Below are 20,325 nucleotides of genomic sequence, written 5' to 3' on the forward strand. Positions count from 1 at the left end.
TCTCTTCCCTTGAGGTATTTTTCGATCAGCTCTTTGAGTGATACGCGGGCTTCCAAATCGGTTAGCACTGTTACTTCTCCGGCAAAATGGTGACTTCATCCGCTTTAATGACAGCGGTGGTACCCGGTTTCGGAATGAGTTGTTGCGCGTTACCTGTTCCATATTCCGGATACGCTTTGGTGAATGGTTCCAGGTTCGGCCCCTTACCACCGAGTTCGTGCGGCACTGTAGCGTTTGGCACACCGTCTTTGTAGAGTTGCAGCGTGTCAAACTTCAAGCGCAGGCGCCCATCACTCCACGCTGGAGCCGGGTCTGCCGCAGTAACGTGCTTCGGCGCTCGTACCTGGAAAGCTTCCGTTGCGGCGTCTCCTGTCTCAAATTTTTCAAAGCCAAAATACGACAGTCTAGCTTCCTGAGTGTTGATCGTGTTCTGTGCGTGAGTGTTTACGGTTCCATCAGCATTCTTATAGCCCATGTATCGGTAACCGGTCGCGGGCAAGGTCGAGTCTGGTCCGGAAGGTCCGACATAGAAGTCAGGCTTCGATTCGACGACTACCGGTGGGGCGACATCTCCGCTCTTTACACTGGAGTCTGCCAGGGTAGGGCTACTGCTTGGCGAAGATGATCCACCGGGCTTTGGGCAGTTTGCAGAGGGTTTTAGTGGAGCCCTCTTGGCTGCACCAGTAGCAACTTTCGTAATCGCCCTGAACATCAACCCGAGTGGGTCTACCCAGCCAGTAGGGTTGGGGGCGTACTGGTAGTTGTTTAAGCCGCCAGCAAGTTTAACCGGGTCAGGGGTCAGAAACCGTCCTGTACTCGGGCTGTAGTAGCGATGGCGGTTGTAATGAAATCCTGTCTCTGCGTCGAAATACTGACCTTGAAAACGTAACGGGTTATCAATCTCCGCGACATCCAGCGCAGCCAGGTTGCCATACGCCCGATATTTGGCCGACCACATGATCGCACCGCTGTAATCGGTGAGTTCCTGCGGAGTGCCCAAGTGATCGAGTTGGTAATAGAACGGCGTCGCTTTCAGCGGGCCTTCACCGTCGAGCATCGCCAAGGGTCGGAAGCTATCCGGCTCATAGACATAGGTGCGGTACCGATTGTCCCCACTTTCTACGATCAGACGTTCGCCTTGCCAGAGGAATTCAGTGGTGTGTCCATCGACCGTTTTCTCGATGCGTCGTCCGAAGGCGTCGTACTTGTATGCAGCGAAACTACCGCCCGGTTGGCTGACTTCGATCAAACGATGCTGGCAGTCATAGCGGTATTCAGTGACGAGTTTCTGTCCGGTACCTCGGCGTTCGCGAATCAGATTTCCGTAGGCGTCGTAGTCGTAGTGACGGTCGCCCTGCATGAGCAGTCGGTTGCCCTTGACGTTGACCAAGTGGGCAAAGGGCAGGTCATTTTGGCCTAGCAGATTACCGGCTGGATCGTGCGCGAAGCTTTCCGGTGTAGAACCTCGAACACTGATCAGACGATCAAGCGGATCGTAGTGAAAGTTGCGTGTGCCTTTGTGGCTGTCATTGATGCCTGCGAGGTTACCTGTCGCGTCGTAACTGTATCGACGCTGGAACAGCATGCTATCGCGTTGGCTGACGCTGTGGGCCTGCAGGCGACCCTGATCGTCGTACTGATACTGACTCAGTAACAGTCCTTGCTGACGTTGTTGTTCACGACCAGCCTTGAACTGGTGAGACGTGAGGCGAGAACCGTTGAGATCAATGCTACTGAGATTGCCGCCGGGCAATCGGCGATAGTCGAGCGTGCTACCGTCAGGTAGTCGGCAATGCTTGAGTTGGCCGACGCTGTCGTACTCATAGCGCAGGGTGCCCCAGCCTTGATGTTCGGTGATCAGCCGATCTTGGGAGTCGTATTCATAGGCCAGCGGCCAGAGACCGTCATCGACGTTGACCAAATGCCCGAGAGCGTCGTAGTTGTAGTGGATTGCTTTGCCATCAGCCAAGGTTTTCACGAGCAATCGGCCAGCGGTATCACGCTGGTATTCGGTGACCAGTTCGCTACCGTCGTCGCCGAATTCGATTTTCTTCAGCAGCTGGCCATTGAGGTCGTACTCGTAGGCCGTGCGGCGACCGTCGAATCCCGTTTCCTGCTGTATCAGACCGTTTGAGTAGTAGTCGAGTTGGTAATGCTCTCCGCGCTCGTTTTCGATCTCCGTGAGCAGCAGGCGCGAGTTGTCGTAGCGATAGCGCAGCTCGCTACCGTCCGGGTTGATGCGGCGGCTGACAAGTTGCAGGTTGTCGGCGTATTCGTAGCGGGTGATGCGGCCCAGTTCATCACGCTCGGCTGTAACCTTGCCGTAAGCGTTGTAGGTGTAAGTACGGGCCGCACCGCCAGGCTGCGAAGTCTGCGTCAAACGGCCAGCCGCATCCCATTGGTAATGGGTGATGGTGCCGTGTTCGTCCTGGCGGGTGATCTGACGACCCAGTGCGTCGTAGCGGTACTTTCGCCTGCCACCATCAGGCAGCGCCTCTTCGAGTAACTGACCCAGTCCGTTCCAGACGAGCTGATGCCGCCCGCCGTCTGGATGAACGATTTCCAGCACGCGACCCTGGGCATCGTAGCTGTAGTGTGTTTCGTTACCGTCAGGATCTGTCTGCCGCGTAATATCCCCTTGGCTATTTCGCTGGTATTTCCACCTGGCTTTGTCACGATGAATCTCGCTCACGAAGCCATGTCGGTATTCGTAAAATGTCGGCGCATCTTCAGGAGGAATGACCGTGGCAAGCAAACCCGAGTCGTTGTAGCGGTATTCGGTGATTGCGCCGAGTGGGTCCTTCTCTTCGATCAGACGACCTTTGTCGTCATAGACCTTTTGTGTTTCAGCGCCGTCTGCGGCGGTCTCGCTGATGAGTCGAGCATTTTCGTCATGAACATAAACCTGCTCGCTGCCGTCCGCGTTTTTAACGGTAACTTTGCCGGCATCGTCCCAAGCGTAATGCGAGTCCATCTGCGAAGCGCTGGCCCAGTGATGGATGCTGCGTGATGATTTACCTTCGTTTTCCCACTCCCAAAAGAAGCTCGCGCCGCCGGCCAGTTGGCGCTCCAAAATGACGTGTTGGTCGTTGTAACGGTAGTGCTCAGTTTCACCGGCAGCATTGGTGGCGCCGACCAGTTCGCCATGGCGGTTGTACCGATAGGTCACCAGAGTTTGTACGGTGACCCAAGGCTCCTGTCGCTCACCCTGATCCGTGTATTCGGCGCGTCGCTGCTGATAATCCAGGGCGATGATATGGCGATCTTCGTAACAGATGAGCAAAGAGCGACCGGCACCGTTGTCGATACGCTGGACACGGTCAACTGAGTCGTAGCTCAACAGCAACTGGTTGTCGTATGCATCACTGATGGTGATCAGGCGGCCCGCGCGGAAATGATAGAAGCGTGGACTTTGTCCGGCCTGCGTCAAGATGAGTTCGCCTGGGGTAGATCCCAGGTAGATAGCCGCTTTCGACAAGCTATTGGTGATGGCGGGGCGCTGCTGTGTCGGCATTGGAAAGCGAGTGGTTCGGTTCTCGTTATCCGTCCACAGCACCCCTTCTTCGTCCAGATCCAGGCGATGAGAAAGAGCATGGCTCCAGCCATACCCAAGACGGCTGTCGATCTCGACCGCGCTGGTGCGGTACAGACGCGTCCACTCAAAAGGCAGCAGGCCATCAAGTTGACCATCGGTAAGGGTCAGTAATTCTTCACCCGTGACCATCGAGACAGGGCAGCCGTTGGTGCAGGTGTCTTGCGCGGGCGCCACACTTTTATCGTCGGGGTTCTTTGATTGCTTTGAGGCATCGTCAGGACGTTTGCCGTGTTCAACGGTCGCATTACGTTTGCCATCAAATCGTAGCTGCGCGACACCTTTTTCTACCCGAGTCGCCACTCCCCGGGCAGCGACAGCGACGTATTTACCTACGTAACCCATGAAGTCTTTGATGATGTTGAATAGCGACTTCACAAATCCGGTAACAGCCTTGACGATGATCTGGCCGTACTTCGCTAAACGTGCGGCAAGGTAAAACAGCCCGGCACCTTCGGCCGCGACGGTCAGAACAACCGAAATCACGATGTCGATGAGAATCCCAATAACGGCTGCAGATGTCATCTTTGCCGCTTGGCCCGCCGCCTGCGTCGGCGGTAGTCCTGAAACCCAGATTGACGCGCAATGCACCATCAAAAATAGCGCGGCCTCGTCGCTTGCGAGCAACATGGCCTGTTTCATGACGTCTGGCGCTTCTTTGGCCAGCTTGATCAGTTCCTCGGCACCGGCACCCAAATGCTCTGCGAACTGTTTAGGGTTTTGAAGAATGTCCAAGGCCTTTGAGATGCCATCCCAGACGCCCTTGATGGCTTCCCATCCGCCTTCGAGAATGCCGCTCCCAATTGCCATGGCTTTGGCAGAGGCACTTTGATTCGACCATTGCGGTTTGAAGCCCGCCCACTCCTTGCGCAGAAACCCTTCCAGATCGGCAGCTAAGCCGTCGTAGGATTTGAAAAGGGTGTCGATCTGCGCAGGCGTTACCTGATCGTGGACGTGGATCTTATAGGATTTCCCAGGCTCGCCCTGAAAGCTGCCTTTACCTTGTTTATCCAAGGTAATCGTCGACTTGGCGCCTCCATCCACTGCAATGATGTCGACTTTGATATCGCCGATAGGGATGTCGAAAACTGATTCGAATTTGCTCTCAATCAGTAGCGGGCCTACAAGTGGGCACTTGGCGACGTATGAAAAATCACCATCAGTCATACTGACAGACTTGCTGGAGTCGCCAGCCTTGATCACGCGCTCCATACCAAGAAGGGAGGGCATGTCTGCTGCTCGGCTGGCCTTGTCTGCAAGCTGCGCGTACCAGCTTTTGGTTTCTTCACGGTACAGCTTCAGGCTGTTTTTGAAAGAGTCCAGTTGTGCTTCGATAGTGGCAACGCGATCCATCAGCCTTGCTCCAGAATCAGGTGGTTTAACAGTGCTTCATTAAGATTTTTCGGAGCATCGGCCTTACGCACGAAGCGTGCGATTTTCAGCTTCAGGTTGCTCTCGGGATAAGCGGCGTAGATGTCTGGGCGTTCCTCTCCCAGCCATTGCATCAGGTTGCCGATCAGGGTTGACGGGTTCTGCTTGGCGAGCCCATCCAACAACCCCTTCGGCACCTCCCACCAAGGCCAATCCCTCGCCGGCGGCACCACCCTCGGCCCAACCTCAAGGCTCTGGCCGTTAATCAAATACCGATCAAACACCGGCAGCACTTCCCCAGCCGCTTCACCCAGCCCCTCAAGAATTGGATAAATATGCCGCCCGTCCCAAAACCGGAAGAACACTTCGGTCCCGTCCGGCATCTTCACCTGGGTCAAACTCCGCAGATGTTCAAACACCACCTCCGGCTCACTGCGGGACACGGCCAACCAACCCCAATCCTGGGCATCGGTTTCGGCGATCCACGACAGGAAGTTCGAGTTGGGTTTGATCTCGGTGAGGTAGGGCATCACCGGTTGCCAGGCAGCATAGGGCGTGCCGCCCCAGATCGGGGTGACCTGGGTGGAGGGTTCCAATTGATAAAGGCTTTTCAGCGCTTCGGCGTCGCTGGCGGCGCTGACGATCAAATAGAGACGTTCGCCGCTTTGCAAAGGACGTTCAGCAAGCCACGCCTGCGGGGTCAAAAGATCAGATCGCACAAGCACCTGCCTTGCATTTTTCGCACTCTTCACAGAACGGCGCATTGCGTTTCAGCGTATTGATCTGCGCCGGGGTCAAGACCTGGCCAGCCGTGTCGGCGTCGGCCTGTTTCAGCACGCCCGGCATCAACGGCGCCGCGCCAGTGCCGTTGCCGGGACTGCCGCCGGAGTTCATGTTGATCACCGGCCCGCTCAGGGTGACGCCGCTGCCGTCGATCTTGATGAAGCTGCCGCCGCCCTTGAGGGTCAGTTCGCTGCCGGCTTCGAGCACGACTTTCATGCCGCTGCTCAGGTGGATTTCCTGGCCGGCTTCGATGAATTGCCCGGTGCCGATTTTGATGTGTTGGTTCACACCGACGGTAAGGTGGTCGTTGGCGCGGGTTTCGACTTTGCGGTCGGCGTAGACGGTGTGGTGTTCTTCGGCCTTGAATTCGCTGTAGCTGTTTTGCTCGACGGTGTCGTGGCGTTCGTTGCCGACGCGGATTTTCTGGTCGTGCTCGACGTTTTCGTCCCAGTCGCGCTGGGCGTGCAGGAAGATTTGTTCCTGGCCCTTTTTGTCTTCAATGCGCAGTTCGTTGTAGCCGCCACCACCGGGGGAACTCAGGGTCTTGAAGGTGCTGCGGGTCTTGTTCGCCGGCAGGTCGTAGGGGACGACGTTTTCCTTGTGATACAGGCAGCCGCTGATCAGCGGTTGATCCGGGTCGCCTTCAAGGAACGACACCAGCACTTCCATGCCGATGCGCGGGATGGCGATGCCGCCGTAGTGGGCGCCGGCCCAGGCGGAGGAGACGCGCAGCCAGCAGCTGGTCTTGTCGTCGGCCTGGCCTTCGCGGTCCCAGTGGAATTGCACTTTGACGCGGCCGTACTGGTCGCAGTGGATCTCTTCACCTTTGGGCCCGGTGACGACGGCACTCTGGCTGCCGAGGATCCGTGGCTTGGGGTGGTTCAGCGGTGGGCGGTTTGGCACGTCCCACGGCGTCGCCTGAAAACGGTTGCGATAGCCCTGGTGGAAATCATCCTTCAACGTTGTGGTGTTGCTGGTGACCGACTCTTCCAGCACTTGCGGCTGTTTGCCTTCGTGGAGGACTTCAGTCAGTAGCCACAGGTCGTTCCACTTGGCTTTCGGGTGTTGGGTCAGGGCCAGGAAGTGGCCGCTGACCAGTATCGGTTGATCGCTGCGGCCTTCGGCGAGCTGGAAGTCGCTGCGGTGACGTTCGAGGGCGCGTTTGGCCAGGTGTTTGCCGCGCTCGCGGTCGATGAAACGACCGGGGTAGTCGTAGTCTTCGAGGTCGGGCAGGGCGTCGCCACGGTTTTCGCTTTCCAGCGTCATGCGCGGTTTTTCGAAGTCGTAGTCGCGGCGGGTGGTGCGGCTGGTGCGGGTTTCCAGGCGCAGGTCGAAGCGCTTGATCACCGGGTCGTTGGCGACCATGCCGGAGTCTTGCTGGTAGGCCACGGGTGCGAGTTTCGGGAACACCGTCTGGTCATCGCCGAACACCAGTTTGTGGGCCGTGGCGCTGTGCTGGAAGTGGTAGTGAATACCTTCTTCCTCGCACAGGCGCTGGATGAACTGCAGGTCCGATTCATCGTATTGAACGCAGTAGATGCGCTCGGGATAAATCGCCCCGACTTTGAATTCGTAGGCGTTGCCTTGGATGCCATGCTCTTCGAGGACCATGCCGACGATTTTCGGCACCGTGAGGTTCTGGAAGATGCGCTGGTTGATGCGGTGTGCGAGGTAGGACAGTTGCGGGCGCAGGGTCACCGAGTAGCGGGTCAGGCGTTTGCCGGAATCACCCTGGGCGGCGCGATAGATCTGGCCGTGGATGCCGCTGCCGTCGGGCGAGAGCTGCAAGAAGGCCGGTTTGTGCAGCAGGGTTTCGAGGTCCAGGGACGGCTGTTCACTGACCAGATCCACCTCAAACACAAAAGGCTGGCTGATGGCTTCCCGACCTTGCAGGGCAAGCACCTGGAGATCGTTATCCAGACCTTCGATAGTCAGGGCAAAGTGAGTCTGATTGGCCGGCGCGAACATCCCTTGTTCCTCGTGCAGTGCTGCGGCGTAAACCAATACCCGATCAAAGGATCAGCAGACGCAAAATTCTGGAAAGGCGTAAACAACATCGACCAGCAGAGCTGGCCGATGCGTGAAGCGGTCAGCCGCGATTAAGCGACTGGTTGACGCCAGTCATCGGAACCCGAAGTACCGGATACTTCGTGGGTCCAGGTGATTTTGCGGTAGGTGAACTGCACTTCTTCCAGGTGCGTGAAGTGGGAGTTCGACGGATCCTGGCAGTTGTGCATTTTGTTGTTGATGGCGACGATGATCGCGTCTTCCAGTTTGGTGGTGTAGTAGTGCTCTTGGGTCCCTTGGGCCGAAGTGCGGTACCACTGGATAACGATTTCGCTCATGCGCTCGCCGGAGGTCAGAGCCGCTTGCAGCAGTGGCGAAGCCTTGTCGTAGACCTTGGTGATCACAACTGGCTTGTGAACGCGCTGACCGGTCGGTTGGCCGGACTGTGGGTCACGCGGGATGATCACGTCGTGGCTGAAAGCCTGAACCATGACTTGGTCTTCGTGACCTTCTTGATAAGTGTTGCCAACCGAGTCGGCGGTGAATGCGCCGGCAGTGATCAGACCTTGTTTCTCGCCAGTGACGGACATGTACGCTGGAGTAGCCATGGATGTGCTCCTTGCTGAAAATTTAGGGTGCCCGGGAGGCGGTATCGCCCGGTGGGTGCCTGACTGTTATCAAGGTCCGTGCCAGAAATGCGCAAGGCTATACAAACCGGGGGCTTGGGGGATGTTGATCAATCCCTTTAGCGGATATGAAACGAGATCACCCGGCAAGATGCGCAAGAAGTTGCGCACCACTGCGCAACTTCTTGCGCACTTGGCTGGAAGGCTTGGCGGGCCGGGCGCTCAGCAACGCCATACGGGGATTCAGGGGAAGGAGTGCGCAACTTCTTGCGCATCAAGGCCATGCGCCATCACCGATGGTTTGACGAAACGATCCGCGCAACGGGGTGGTCAATGACTCTGTACCCAAGCGCCGTCGAGCGTCCGACTATTCCTGACATCAAGTGAGAACGACATGAAAATCCTGATGGTTCTAACGTCCCACGATCAATTGGGAAACACCGGTAAGAAAACCGGTTTCTGGCTGGAAGAATTCGCCGCGCCGTATTACACGTTCAAGGATGCCGGCGCTCAGCTGACCCTCGCTTCGCCCAAGGGCGGCCAGCCACCGCTGGACCCGAAAAGCGACGAACCGGACGCGCAAACCGCCGCCACCGATCGCTTTCGCAAGGACTCGGCGGCGCAATCCGCACTGGCGTCGACAGTGCTGTTGAGCAGCGTGAAGGCAGAAGATTTTGATGCCGTGTTTTACCCCGGCGGCCACGGTCCGCTCTGGGACCTGGCGGAAGACAAGCATTCCATCGCGCTGATCGAGGCGCTGTACAAGGCCGGTAAACCGGTGGCGACGGTTTGTCATGCGCCGGGTGTGTTGCGTCATGTGAAAGATGCGGACGGTCAGCCGATGGTCAAAGGCAAGCGTGTGACCGGGTTCAGCAACAGCGAGGAAGAGGCGGTGCAATTGACCGATGTGGTGCCGTTTTTGGTGGAGGATGTGTTGAAGGCCAACGGCGGGATTTATTCGAAGGGCGACGATTGGGCAAGCTATGTGACGACGGATGGGTTGTTGCTGAGCGGGCAGAATCCGGCGTCTTCGGAGGTGACGGCTCAAGCACTGTTGGCGAAACTGTCGTAATTGCTTTCTGTGGCGAGGGGGCTTGCCCCCGCTAGGCTGCGAAGCAGTCGTAAATTCAGGCAATTCGGTTTGTCTGAAAGGACGCAGGGGCCGCTTCGCGCCCCAACGGGGGCAAGCCCCCTCGCCACAATGATGTGTGTGCCACAAGATCAGGTCAGATTCGATAATCTCAATGCCTTGCCGCACTCATCAATCGACCGCTGCTGCGTCTGCGCATACAACCCCAACTCATCAATCGTCTTGCGCCCCAGCGCCTGCTCAAACGCCTGCTGGTTCGAATGCACGCCATAGTGGGTTTGCGCCGCATCCCCCAGGTTCGACTGGAAGATCCCCGCCGCGCTGACCGGCAAAAAGTCCTCATACACCAGCGGTTCAACCCGCACGTACCCGCCGCTGAGCAAATCGTCCAGGGTCACGCCATCGAGCCCATCAGCAGCCAGGCCTTTTTCCGTCACGAAGTAGCGAAAGTACGCCAGTTCCTGTCGGCGCATGCCCTCAAGCGTGTCAGGGAATTCGCCAAAGTGCTGGGCCATCAGTTCGTTGTAGCGCGCAGCGTTGGCTTCATTCGGGAAGTCCTTCAGCTCATCCCGCGCGGCATTGAGCAGACGATCGTAAAGTGCCCGGCCTTTAGGTGTAAGCGCCGCGCCCCGTTGTTCTATTTCGCCGAAACGCGCGCTGTGGCTGCCGCGTGTCTGGTCTTGATCGGTGAAGGCAATCGGCTCGTCCAGCGCTTTGAAACTGGTCTGGCGCAGCAGGATCGGGCACTGGCGGCGCGGCGGGCCTTCGATCACGGCTTTGGGGGTGATGCCGTGGGCGGGCATTTGTGCCTGGACGATGTCGATGTCCAGGGTGCGCGGGGTCAGGTGATTGATGTGCGGGCCTTTGAACGCCACGACGTCGGCGATCAGTCGGTGCTGGGCGCTGAGTCGTTGGTATTGCGCGGCGGTGACCGTGGCGCTGTGGTGCCAGCGGAAGGTTTCCAGCGCCTGCTCGACGAATTCCCAGGCTTGCTTTTCGGTCAGCCCACCCTGGGATTCGGCTTGTTCGATCAGCGCCAACGCCTCGGAGGTGAAGATCGAGCGATTATCCAGTACCGATTGGGCAAACGCCCGCAGTGCCTGGTCTTCGATCAATTCCAGCCGCAGCAGCGAGGTAAACACCCGGAACGGGCTGACCTGCAACGCCGCCTCATGCACCGCACGAAACGCCGTGGAATGCACCGGCACGCCCGCCGGGGTCAGGTCGTAATAACCCACCGGTTGCATGCCCATCACCGCGAACAGCCGGGCGAGGGTCGCCAGTTCCGTGGCGGTGCCGACGCGGATCGCGCCGTGGCGTTCCAGGTCCAGGCGCTGGATCTCGCCGGTGCTTTCGAGCTGCCGGGCGATCTGTGGATCGTTGGCCAACACGTCGCGATTGGTCTGTTCCACCAGTTCCATCAGCGCGCCGTACAGCGGCACTTCTTCGCGGTACATGTCGGACATCGCTTTGGAGAAGCGTTGGCGGATCAGGTCGGGGCTGACGAAGCTCGGGTGGCTCATGAAAAAATTTCCTGGCGCGGTGACAGAGAGGATGAGAGAAAAGATCGCAGCCTTCGGCGACGGCGACAAACGAAGATTCCTACGAACTTCATTCTCCCAGCGACTGGTCCACCAGTTCGATCCAGTGCCGCACCTGGGTTCGCCCGGCGCTGGCGAGGTGACTCTGGCAGCCGATGTTGGCGGTGACGATCAGTTCCGGGCCACCGCTTTCCAGGGCATTGAGCTTGTTGTCCCGCAGTTGTCGGGCCAGTTCCGGTTGGGTCAGCGAATACGTGCCGGCCGAGCCGCAACACAAATGACTGTCGGGAACCGCCGTCAGGTTGAAACCCAATCGAGTCAAAACGGCTTCCACGGCGCCGCCGAGTTTCTGCGCGTGCTGCAACGTGCAGGGGCAATGGAAGGCAATCTTGCGATCCGTCGCGGCGCACACTCGCTCCAGTGGTTCATCGGCCAGTATTTGCACCAGGTCCAGCGCAAGAGAACTGACCCGTAACGCCTTGGCCGCATACACCGGATCGCCCTCCAGCAAATGCCCGTAATCCTTGATAAAAGCACCGCAACCGCTGGCCGTCTGAACGATGGCTTCGGCACCGTTTTCCAGATGCGGCCACCAGGCGTCGATGTTGTTCCGGGCGCGCTCCAACCCCTTGGCCTGGGCATCGAGGTGATAGTCCAGCGCACCGCAACAACCGGCCTCCGGCGCCGGGATCACGCTGATCCCCAATCGATCCAATACCCGTGCTGTAGCCGCATTGGTGTTGGGCGACAGTCCGGGTTGCACGCAGCCTTCGAGCATCAACACCCGCCGCGCATGTCGAGGGGCAGGGCGCTCGCCGGTGGCGGGCAGGTCATGGGGCAGCTTCGCTTCGACACTGCGCGGCAACAACGGACGGAACGTCGCGCCGATCCGCAGCAGCGACTTGAACAGGTTCGGGTTCGGCGCGAGTGCCCGCAGGCCCTCGCGCAACAAACGTTGGCCCGCCGTGCGCGGCACTGCTTGATCGACCACCGCCCGGCCGATGTCGAACAGGTTGTGATAATCGACCCCGGACGGGCAGGTGGTTTCGCAGTTGCGGCACGACAGGCAACGGTCCAGGTGCAGTTGGGTTTTCGCTGTCGCCGGCGCGCCTTCCAGCACTTGCTTGATCAGGTAAATCCGCCCGCGCGGGCCGTCCAGTTCATCCCCCAGCAGTTGATACGTCGGGCAAGTGGCGTTGCAGAATCCGCAATGCACGCAGGTGCGCAGGATCTTTTCCGCCTCTTCGGCCCGAGGCAGTTTGCGCGATTGTTCGCTGAGGGTGGTTTGCATGCTAGAACTCCGCGTACATCCGGCCGGGGTTGAACAGCCCTTGCGGGTCCAGTTGCGCCTTGAGTTGCCGGTGGTAGCGCAGCAGCGCCGGGGCCAGCGGCTGAAACGGTGTTTCGCTGGCGCCGTGGCTGAAACAGGTGGCGTGGCCGCTCAGTTCCTGGGCCATCGACTGAATGTCAGTGGCCTCGGATTTCAACCAGCGTTGCGCGCCGGCCCAGTCGATCAACTGCTCGCCGGGCAACGCCAAAGGCCCGAGATTGTTCGGCAGCGACAGTCGCCATAACGGTAAACCTTCATCGAAAAACCCCAGTCGCTGCTCATTCAACGATGCCCAATATCCCGAATCCACCGGTTCGCCGCCCAGCCGTTGATGGGCCGCCGTCACCGAGCCTTCGCCGCCCTCCAGGCGCAGATACAAACGCTGGCCATCATGGCTCGCGGCGCTGATCGGCAGTGGCTGTTGGCCCCATTCAGCGAGTTTGCTTAACGCCCGAGCGCTGTCGATTTCCAGGCTGATGCTCAGGCATTGCCGGGGTTTTGGCAGCACTTTGAGTGAGACTTCCGTGAGCACGCCGAGGCATCCGTAACTGCCCACCAGCAAGCGCGACAGGTCATAACCGGCAACGTTTTTCATCACTTCGCCGCCGAAGCGCAGGTGTTTGCCCAGGCCGGTGATCACCCGCGTACCGAGGACAAAATCCCGCACCGATCCCGACCATGGCCGCCGAGGCCCGGACAGTCCCGCCGCGATCATCCCGCCCACGGTCGCCCCTTCGCCGAAGGACGGCGGCTCGCAGGGCAGCATCTGCCCTTGAGCGTCGAGCGCAGCCAAGAGTTCGCTCAGCGGCGTGCCGGCGCGGACGCTGACCACCAGTTCCGTCGGGTCATAGCTGACGATGCCGCGATGGGCGCGGGTGTCGAGCACTTCCCCGGCCACCTCGCGACCGAGAAACGCCTTGCTGTTGCTGCCCTGAATCCGCAGCGGCGTGGCGTTCTCTCGAGCCTGATTGACCTGCTCCAGCAGCGTCGCGCTGGCATCGAATTCCAGCATCAGAAGCGCTCCAGTTCAGGAAACGGCAGTTGCCCGGCGTGGATGTGCATCGCGCCGAATTCCGCGCAGCGGTGCAGGGTCGGGATGTTTTTGCCGGGGTTGAGCAGGCCTTGTGGATCAAACGCGGCTTTGACCGCGTGAAACAGGGTCAACTCGTCGCTGTTGAACTGCGCGCACATCTGATTGATTTTTTCCCGGCCGACACCATGCTCGCCGGTAATGCTGCCGCCGACCTTCACGCACAGTTCGAGAATCTGCCCGCCCAGGGCTTCGGCCCGGGCCAGTTCACCGGGTTGATTGGCGTCGAACAGGATCAGCGGGTGCATGTTGCCGTCGCCGGCGTGGAACACGTTGGCGACTCGCAAGCCATGTTGGGCGCCGAGGCGGGCGATGCCTTGCAGTACGCCGGGTAATTCGCGGCGCGGAATGGTGCCGTCCATGCAGTAGTAATCCGGCGACAGGCGCCCGATGGCCGGGAAGGCATTTTTACGCCCGGCCCAGAAACGCACGCGCTCGGCCTCGTCCCGGGCCTGGCGCACTTCGCTGGCGCCGGCCTGTTGCATCACTTCGCGCACCCGCTGGCAATCGTCGTGGACATCGGCTTCGACGCCGTCCAGTTCGCACAACAGGATCGCTTCGGCGTCCACCGGGTAGCCGGCGTGGATGAAGTCTTCGGCGGCGCGAATCGCCAGGTTGTCCATCATTTCCAGGCCGCCGGGGATGATCCCGGCGGCGATGATATCGGCCACGGCGCGGCCAGCCTTTTCCACCGAATCGAAACTGGCCAGCAGGACCTTGGCGACTTGCGGTTTGGGCAGCAACTTGACCGTGACTTCGGTGATGATCCCGAGCAAACCTTCGGAACCGGTGAACAGTGCGAGCAGGTCGAAACCCGGTGAATCCAGGGCTTCGGAGCCCAAGGTCAGGCGTTCGCCTTCGACGGTGAGCACTTCCAGTTTCAGCAGGTTGTGCACGGTCAGGCCGTACTTGAGGCAATGCACGCCGCCGGCGTTTTCCGCGACGTTGCCACCGATAGAGCAGGCAATTTGCGAGGACGGGTCCGGCGCGTAATACAGGCCGAAGGGCGCCGCCGCTTGCGAGATCGCCAGATTGCGCACCCCCGGCTGGACCCGCGCGGTACGGGCGGCGGGGTCGATGTGCAGGATGTTGTTGAAACGCGCCATCACCAGCAACACGCCTTTTTCCAGGGGCAACGCGCCGCCGGACAACCCGGTGCCGGCCCCTCGCGCCACCACCGGAACGTGTTGCGCGTGGCAGATCTCCAGCAGTTTTTGCACCTGCTCCAGGCGCCGTGGCAGGGCCACCAGCATCGGCGTGGTGCGATAGGCCGAGAGGCCGTCGCATTCGTAGGGCTTGAGTTCTTCTTCGCGCCAGAGCAAGTCCAGGTCGGGGATTTGCTGGTTCAGCCGGTTGAGCAGGGCGGCTTTGTCCATGTCGGGCAGAGCGCCGTCGATGCGTTCGTCATACAGAATGTTCATTTTTGCGGTCCCAGAAACTCCCGATACAACTGCGCCGACCTCGCCGGTTGCTCGACCATCGGCAAATGGCCAATCCCTTCCCAGATATCCACCCGCAAGTTATCAATGCCTTTGCTCCACACCGCGACGCTGCTGACATCGATCATGCGGTCCTTGCGCCCCCACAACAGCAGCGCCGGGCATTTGATGGCGGAGAGTTTCGGCTCCATCGGCGGGCTGGCGCGGAAGTCCTTGAAGATTTCCGCAAACGCGTCACGGCTCTGTTCGTAACGCTGGGCGATGGCGGCCATTACCACGCCCGGCACCCACGGCGGGTTGGCCATGGACATGGCGTAGAAGTACTCGAATTCTTCCCTTGAGTGGATCAAGAACGGGTTGTGCCCTTTTTCCAACTGGCGGTCCATGTCGCTGATTTCCGGGGAGGTGACGCCCGCCGGGTCGAGCAGCGCCACCGAGGTCACGCGCTCTGGATAAGTGGCAGCCAGCCATGCCGCAACATAGCCGCCCATGGAACTGCCGATCACGTGCACTTTCTCGACCCCGCACACGTCCAGCAACTGGATCATTCGCTTGGCCTGCAAGCCGATGTCGTAGCCACCTCCGGCCTTGAAGCCGGTTTCACCGTGGCCGGCGAGGTCGGGGATGATCACCCGGTGGTCGCCGACAAAATGCCGGGCAAAGCGCAGCCAGAGGTTCTTGTCGGCGGTGAAACCGTGCAGCATCAATATGCTGCTGGACGCTTCGTACGGGCCACCTTGCCAGGTCGAAACGGTCATTTCGCTGATCGGCACAACAATCTTGTGCAGCCGATACAGCTTGGCTTCCAGGGCCATGCTCAAGTCATATATCCAATGACCGACAGCCGGGTAGCTGAGCCAGCTCCAGGCGGCGAAAACCGCGATTGCTACTACCAACAAAAGCATCAGGCGTCTTCCTTATTACATGATCAGGACAGTATGTGGTCGGCGGGTTTGAGCGTTCGGGTCAAGCGGTGATAACTGAAACTGAACCCCGGAAACATGGCGATCACATGACCGCTCTTGCTTTGATACCAACTGTGGCAACCACCGGACTTCCATACCGTGCGCTCCATTTCCCGGTGGATCATTTCAGTGTAGGTACGTTCCGCTTCGGGGCGCACTTCAATGCTGCGCAAGCCTTGTTCTTTTAGTGTGCGAATGCAGCCGAGGATGTAATTCATCTGGGATTCGATGATGAACAGCGCCGAGGTGTGACCGATGCCGGTGTTGGGGCCGGTGACGATAAACAGGTTGGGAAAATCCGGCAGGCTGGTGCCCAGATAAGCCCGCGGGTATTGGGCCCAGACGTCTTTCAGGCGCTTGCCGTGTTTGCCGGTGACCGGGTAGGAAATCACCCCGTCGGTGGCGTCGTAACCGGTGGACCAGACGATCAGATCGACGTCGATGTGCTGGCCATCGAGGGTGTTGATGCCGGTTTCATCGAGGGAAGCGATACCTTGTTCGCGGCTGTACAGCGTCACGTTCGGCCGGCCCAGCGCCGGGTACAAGGTGCTGGAAACCACCACGCGCTTGCAGCCGATGGTGAAATCCGGGGTCAATTTGCGCCGCAATTCGGGATCGGGCACCTGACGTTTGAGGAAACGCAGGGCCTGTTGCTGGACCAGGTGAATCGCCGGTTTCGAATATTTGAACGCGATGACCCGGGTTTCGAACAGCCAGTAGATCGTCCAGCGCAGCAGCTTGTAGGCCGGTTTGATCCCGAGCAACCAGCGCTGGAAACGGCCGAAGGTGCGGTCAGCGCGGGGCAGCACCCAATGGGCGGTGCGTTGGAACACGTGCAAGTGCTCGACGTCCGGGGCAATCGCCGGGATCACCTGGGCTGCACTGGCGCCGCTGCCGATGACGGCGACCCGTTTACCTTTGTAGTCGTAGGAATGATCCCAATTGTTGGTATGAAAGGTTTTGCCCAGGAAGCGATCCTGGCCGTCGAAGTGTGGGACCACCGGTTGACTCAGCGGCCCGGTCGCGTTGATCAGGAACTGTGCGTAGAACGTGCCTTTGCTGTCGGTGTACACGGCCCAGCGTTTGTTGGCCTCGTCCCATTCGACGCTCTCGACGTTGGCCTCCAGTTCCACTTTGTCGCGCAAGCCAAAGTGCTCCACCACATGTTGGGTATAGCGATGCAGTTCGGCCTGTTCGGCGAACATCTGCGTCCATTGGTAGGGCGCGAAGGACAGCGAATACAGCGGCGAGGGCACATCGACGGCTGCACCGGGGTAGGTGTTCTGGCACCAGGTGCCGCCGAAAAAGTCCCGCCGCTCCAACAGTCGAAAATCGCTGATGCCGGCCTTGAGCAAATTGATCGCCGCGCACTGGCCGCCAAAACCGCTGCCGATGATCAACACTTGAAAGGTTTGCATGGGCCTCCTGTTGTCGTTGTTTATCGAACCATCCCTTCATGTATAGCCAATCTGCAGGTCGACGCTTCTGCTTTTCTGTGGGAGCGGGCTTGCTCGCGAAAGCGGTGTGTCAGTCAAAATGGATGTCGGCTGACACTACGCCTTCGCGAGCAAGCCCGCTCCCACAGGGTTATGGAGAGAGACATATGTCCGGGTATTCACCGCCAGCCGGTGATGGCTATTCGCCGTTGCCCTGATAGACTCCGTTCACACCCGCAACCCTCGGTGTGATCAGGTTCCGTTCAGTGGTAGAGGCCTCTATGGCAAAAACGGGAGGAAAGGGACTTTCACTGGCCAGGAGGCTATACACGTCGCGAACCTTGGGTCTGGCCCTGGGCTTGATGTGCGTGAGCGCGGCGATGTACCCGCTCGACCCGGCACCGTGGGTCTGGGTGGTGATGCTGTTCAATGCCCTCATCTGGCCGCACCTGGCCTACCAATGGGCCCGCCGTGCCACACTTCCTTACCATGCCGAACACCGTAATTTGCTGGTAGACGCCTTTCTCGGCGGCTTCTGGGTCGCGGCCATGCAGTTCAATCCATTGCCCAGCGCCACGACGATTTCCATGATGGCCATGAACAACGTGGCCATTGGCGGCTTGCGTTTTCTCCTGGCCGGCACCGTGGCGCAAATCCTCGGGGTGGGCGTCGGTATTCTGGTGTTCAGCCCCGCGTTCATCCCGCACACCAGTCCGTTGCAGCTCTACGCCTGCTTGCCCTTGTTGTGCCTGTACCCGCTGGCGCTGGGTTGGATCTGCTTTCGCCAGGCCATTACTCTCGGCCGACAAAAACGTGAACTGCTGGCTCTGAGTCGCACCGACAGCCTCACTGGCCTGCTAAACCACGGCGCCTGGAAGGATCAACTGGAAATCGAATTCCAGCGCTGCCAGCGCCAGAACCAGGGCGGGGCGATTGCGCTGATCGACATCGACCACTTCAAAAGCATCAACGACACCTACGGCCACGTCGCCGGGGACATCGTCCTGCGTCAGCTGAGCAAAATGCTTAAACAAAACCTGCGCGCGGCGGATGTCGCGGGACGCTACGGCGGCGACGAATTCTGCGTGATCCTCCCGGACCTGCCCCTCAACAGCGCCGCCGCCGCGATGGACGCCTTGCGCGATCGCTTCGCCACCCTCGGCTACGAACAAAACCCGGCGCTGAAAGTCAGCCTGAGTATTGGTCTGGCGGCGTTCAACCCGGCGCACACCGATGCGACCTTGTGGCTTAACGATGCGGACCAGGCGCTCTATGAAGCCAAGACCACCGGCAGGAATCGGGTTATCTGCTGCGGTGATGGAAAGCCTCGGCATGAGTTGCTGGATTCGGTCTGATCCATCGATGTCGCCTGACACTCCGCTTTCGCGAGCAGGCTCGCTCCCACATTTGTTCGGCGTCGATTACAAAACGGGTGCTCAACGAAGATCCCCTGTGGGAGCGAGCCTGCTCGCGAAAGCGGTATGTCAGTCAATAGTGATGTCGACTGACCGGGCTCCTTCGCGAGCAAGCCCGCTCCCACATTTACCCGGTGTCGGTCACAAAATTTTGGAGAAACACAAATCCCCTGTGGGAGCGGGCTTGCTCGCGAAAGCGGTATGTCAGTCGATAGTGATGTCGACTGACCGGGCCCCTTTGCGAGCAAGCCGCTCCCACAATGTCGCATCCGGTATAGAGCCTTGCGCCACAGTCAGGTAGGGTTCAGGAACCCCCGACAAGAAACAAGGACCGATTCATGACGTTCAAACTCACCAGTCTCGCCCTGACCCTCGCCCTCGGCGCCTTCGCCCCCGCAGCCTTCGCCGAACCTAACAAGCAAGTCCTCGCCGATTCCGAGCAGTACAAGGCCGACGCCCTGAAGCTGCTGGAAAAACTGGTCAACATCGACTCCGGTTCCGGCTACGAGCCGGGTCTGACCCAAGTCCGCGACATCGCCGTCGACGAGTTGAAAAAACTCGGTTTCAGTATCGAACTGGTGCCCAACACCCCGGACAAAAGCAGCCACGTGATCGCCACGCTCAAAGGCACCGGCAAGGCGAAAATCCTGCTGATGGCGCACATGGACACCGTGTTCAAGGAAGGCTCGGCCGCCGAGCGTCCGTTTCACATCAAGGACGGTCGCGCCTACGGGCCGGGCGTGATGGACGACAAGGGCGGCATCGTCGCCGGGATCTACGCGCTGAAAGTCCTGAAAAACCTCGACTTCAAGGACTACGCGCAAATCACGTTCCTGCTGGATGCCAGCGAAGAAACGGGCTCGGACGTCGCCACCGACCTGATCAAGAAAACCGCCAAGGCCCACGACGTGACCCTCAACCTCGAACCGGGTCGTCCGGCGGATGGCCTGGTGGTGTGGCGCAAAGGCAGCGCCACCGCCGTGGTCGAGGTGAAGGGCAAAGCGGCTCACGCCGGTGTCGCACCGGAACTGGGGCGCAACGCGGCGATGGAAGCCGCGCACCAGATTCTGCAACTGGGCAAACTCGGTGACGAAGCGAAAAAAACCACCATCAACTTCACCGTGCTCAAGGCCGGCGACCGCACCAACGTGATCCCGGACCAGGCCACCGCCAAGGCCGACGTGCGTGCGGCGGTGCCGGAAGAATTCGACCGGATCGAGAAGGATTTGGCGCGAGTCTCCAAGGACAAGTTGATCCCGGACACCGAAGTGACCACTACCCTGCAACGCGGCTTGCCGCCGATGCCGCAGACCCCGGAATCCAATCGCTTGATGGCCATGGCCCAAGGGATCTACGGCGAGATTGGCCGCAAATTGACCGAAGAAGGCAGCGGCGGGGCAGCAGACGCGAGCCTTTCGGCGGGTGTGGGCACGCCGACGCTGGATGGGTTCGGGATTGTCGGCGGCAATATCCATACGCCGGAGGAATACGCGGAAGTGGAGAGCGTGACGCCGCGGATTTATCTGTTGTCGCGGATGATCATGGAGTTGGCCAAGCGATAAACCACGCCACCACCGATCGTTCCCACGCGGAGCGTGGGAACGATCAGAAGGCCACGGTTTAGCGGTGCAGCGGCTGGC

The 20,325-nt window shown here is 59.6% G+C and carries 13 protein-coding genes; 3 read left to right on the plus strand and 10 right to left on the minus strand.

Annotated elements, in window-relative coordinates:
• Positions 1-70 precede the first annotated feature (70 nt).
• The 4 genes from ACIQY3_RS01025 to ACIQY3_RS01040 all read right to left on the minus strand — a co-directional run bounded on the left by ACIQY3_RS01025 (position 71) and on the right by ACIQY3_RS01040 (position 8,361).
• Positions 71-4,945 carry an RHS repeat-associated core domain-containing protein gene (locus ACIQY3_RS01025; protein WP_403016379.1) on the minus strand — a complete coding sequence of 1,625 codons (4,875 nt, stop codon included), beginning with the start codon at positions 4,943-4,945 and terminating at the stop codon, positions 71-73.
• Positions 4,945-5,682, minus strand: a complete 738-nt coding sequence (locus tag ACIQY3_RS01030; RefSeq protein WP_403017616.1) for a DUF4123 domain-containing protein — start codon at positions 5,680-5,682, stop codon at positions 4,945-4,947. Before ACIQY3_RS01030 ends, ACIQY3_RS01025 begins: the two co-directional genes overlap by 1 nt.
• Complete coding sequence (gene tssI / locus ACIQY3_RS01035; RefSeq protein WP_403016381.1) at positions 5,672-7,714, minus strand: type VI secretion system tip protein TssI/VgrG; 2,043 nt, start codon at positions 7,712-7,714, stop codon at positions 5,672-5,674. The genes ACIQY3_RS01030 and tssI overlap by 11 nt, the downstream gene beginning before the upstream one ends.
• 131 nt (positions 7,715-7,845) lie before the next feature.
• Entirely contained in the window at positions 7,846-8,361 is a 516-nt protein-coding gene (locus ACIQY3_RS01040; RefSeq protein WP_054051032.1) for an Hcp family type VI secretion system effector, read from the minus strand.
• A 412-nt stretch (positions 8,362-8,773) separates the two neighbouring features.
• Between ACIQY3_RS01040 and ACIQY3_RS01045 the strand changes: the two genes are divergently transcribed.
• On the plus strand, positions 8,774-9,451 hold the full coding sequence (locus ACIQY3_RS01045; RefSeq protein ID WP_403016384.1) for a type 1 glutamine amidotransferase domain-containing protein: 678 nt from the start codon (positions 8,774-8,776) through the stop codon (positions 9,449-9,451).
• 149 nt (positions 9,452-9,600) lie between these two features.
• On the opposite strand, the gene ACIQY3_RS01050 is transcribed toward ACIQY3_RS01045, so the two are convergent.
• From ACIQY3_RS01050 to ACIQY3_RS01075, 6 genes are all read right to left on the minus strand, one after another.
• Positions 9,601-10,992 (minus strand): VOC family protein, encoded by a 1,392-nt coding sequence (locus tag ACIQY3_RS01050; protein WP_403016386.1) that lies wholly within the window; start codon positions 10,990-10,992, stop codon positions 9,601-9,603.
• An 88-nt stretch (positions 10,993-11,080) separates the two neighbouring features.
• Positions 11,081-12,301, minus strand: coding sequence for a glycolate oxidase subunit GlcF (gene glcF / locus ACIQY3_RS01055; protein ID WP_403016388.1), 1,221 nt, complete (start codon positions 12,299-12,301; stop codon positions 11,081-11,083).
• A gap of 1 nt (position 12,302) precedes the next feature.
• On the minus strand, positions 12,303-13,352 hold the full coding sequence (glcE, locus tag ACIQY3_RS01060) for a glycolate oxidase subunit GlcE (RefSeq protein WP_403016390.1): 1,050 nt from the start codon (positions 13,350-13,352) through the stop codon (positions 12,303-12,305).
• Entirely contained in the window at positions 13,352-14,851 is a 1,500-nt protein-coding gene (gene glcD / locus ACIQY3_RS01065) for a glycolate oxidase subunit GlcD (protein ID WP_403016392.1), read from the minus strand. The genes glcE and glcD overlap by 1 nt, the downstream gene beginning before the upstream one ends.
• Entirely contained in the window at positions 14,848-15,774 is a 927-nt protein-coding gene (locus ACIQY3_RS01070) for an alpha/beta fold hydrolase (RefSeq protein ID WP_403016394.1), read from the minus strand. Before ACIQY3_RS01070 ends, glcD begins: the two co-directional genes overlap by 4 nt.
• A 23-nt stretch (positions 15,775-15,797) precedes the next feature.
• Positions 15,798-17,252, minus strand: coding sequence for a flavin-containing monooxygenase (locus tag ACIQY3_RS01075; RefSeq protein ID WP_403016396.1), 1,455 nt, complete (start codon positions 17,250-17,252; stop codon positions 15,798-15,800).
• Positions 17,253-17,551: 299 nt separating this feature from the next.
• On the opposite strand from ACIQY3_RS01075, the gene ACIQY3_RS01080 reads away from it, so the two are divergent.
• Together ACIQY3_RS01080 and ACIQY3_RS01085 are read left to right on the plus strand one after the other, a co-directional pair.
• Positions 17,552-18,625, plus strand: coding sequence for a diguanylate cyclase (locus tag ACIQY3_RS01080; RefSeq protein ID WP_403016398.1), 1,074 nt, complete (start codon positions 17,552-17,554; stop codon positions 18,623-18,625).
• 398 nt (positions 18,626-19,023) lie between these two features.
• Entirely contained in the window at positions 19,024-20,247 is a 1,224-nt protein-coding gene (locus ACIQY3_RS01085) for a M20/M25/M40 family metallo-hydrolase (RefSeq protein ID WP_403016400.1), read from the plus strand.
• Positions 20,248-20,325 lie beyond the last annotated feature (78 nt).

It is taken from the genome of Pseudomonas sp. NPDC096950, assembly GCF_044762525.1.
Classification (GTDB): domain Bacteria; phylum Pseudomonadota; class Gammaproteobacteria; order Pseudomonadales; family Pseudomonadaceae; genus Aquipseudomonas.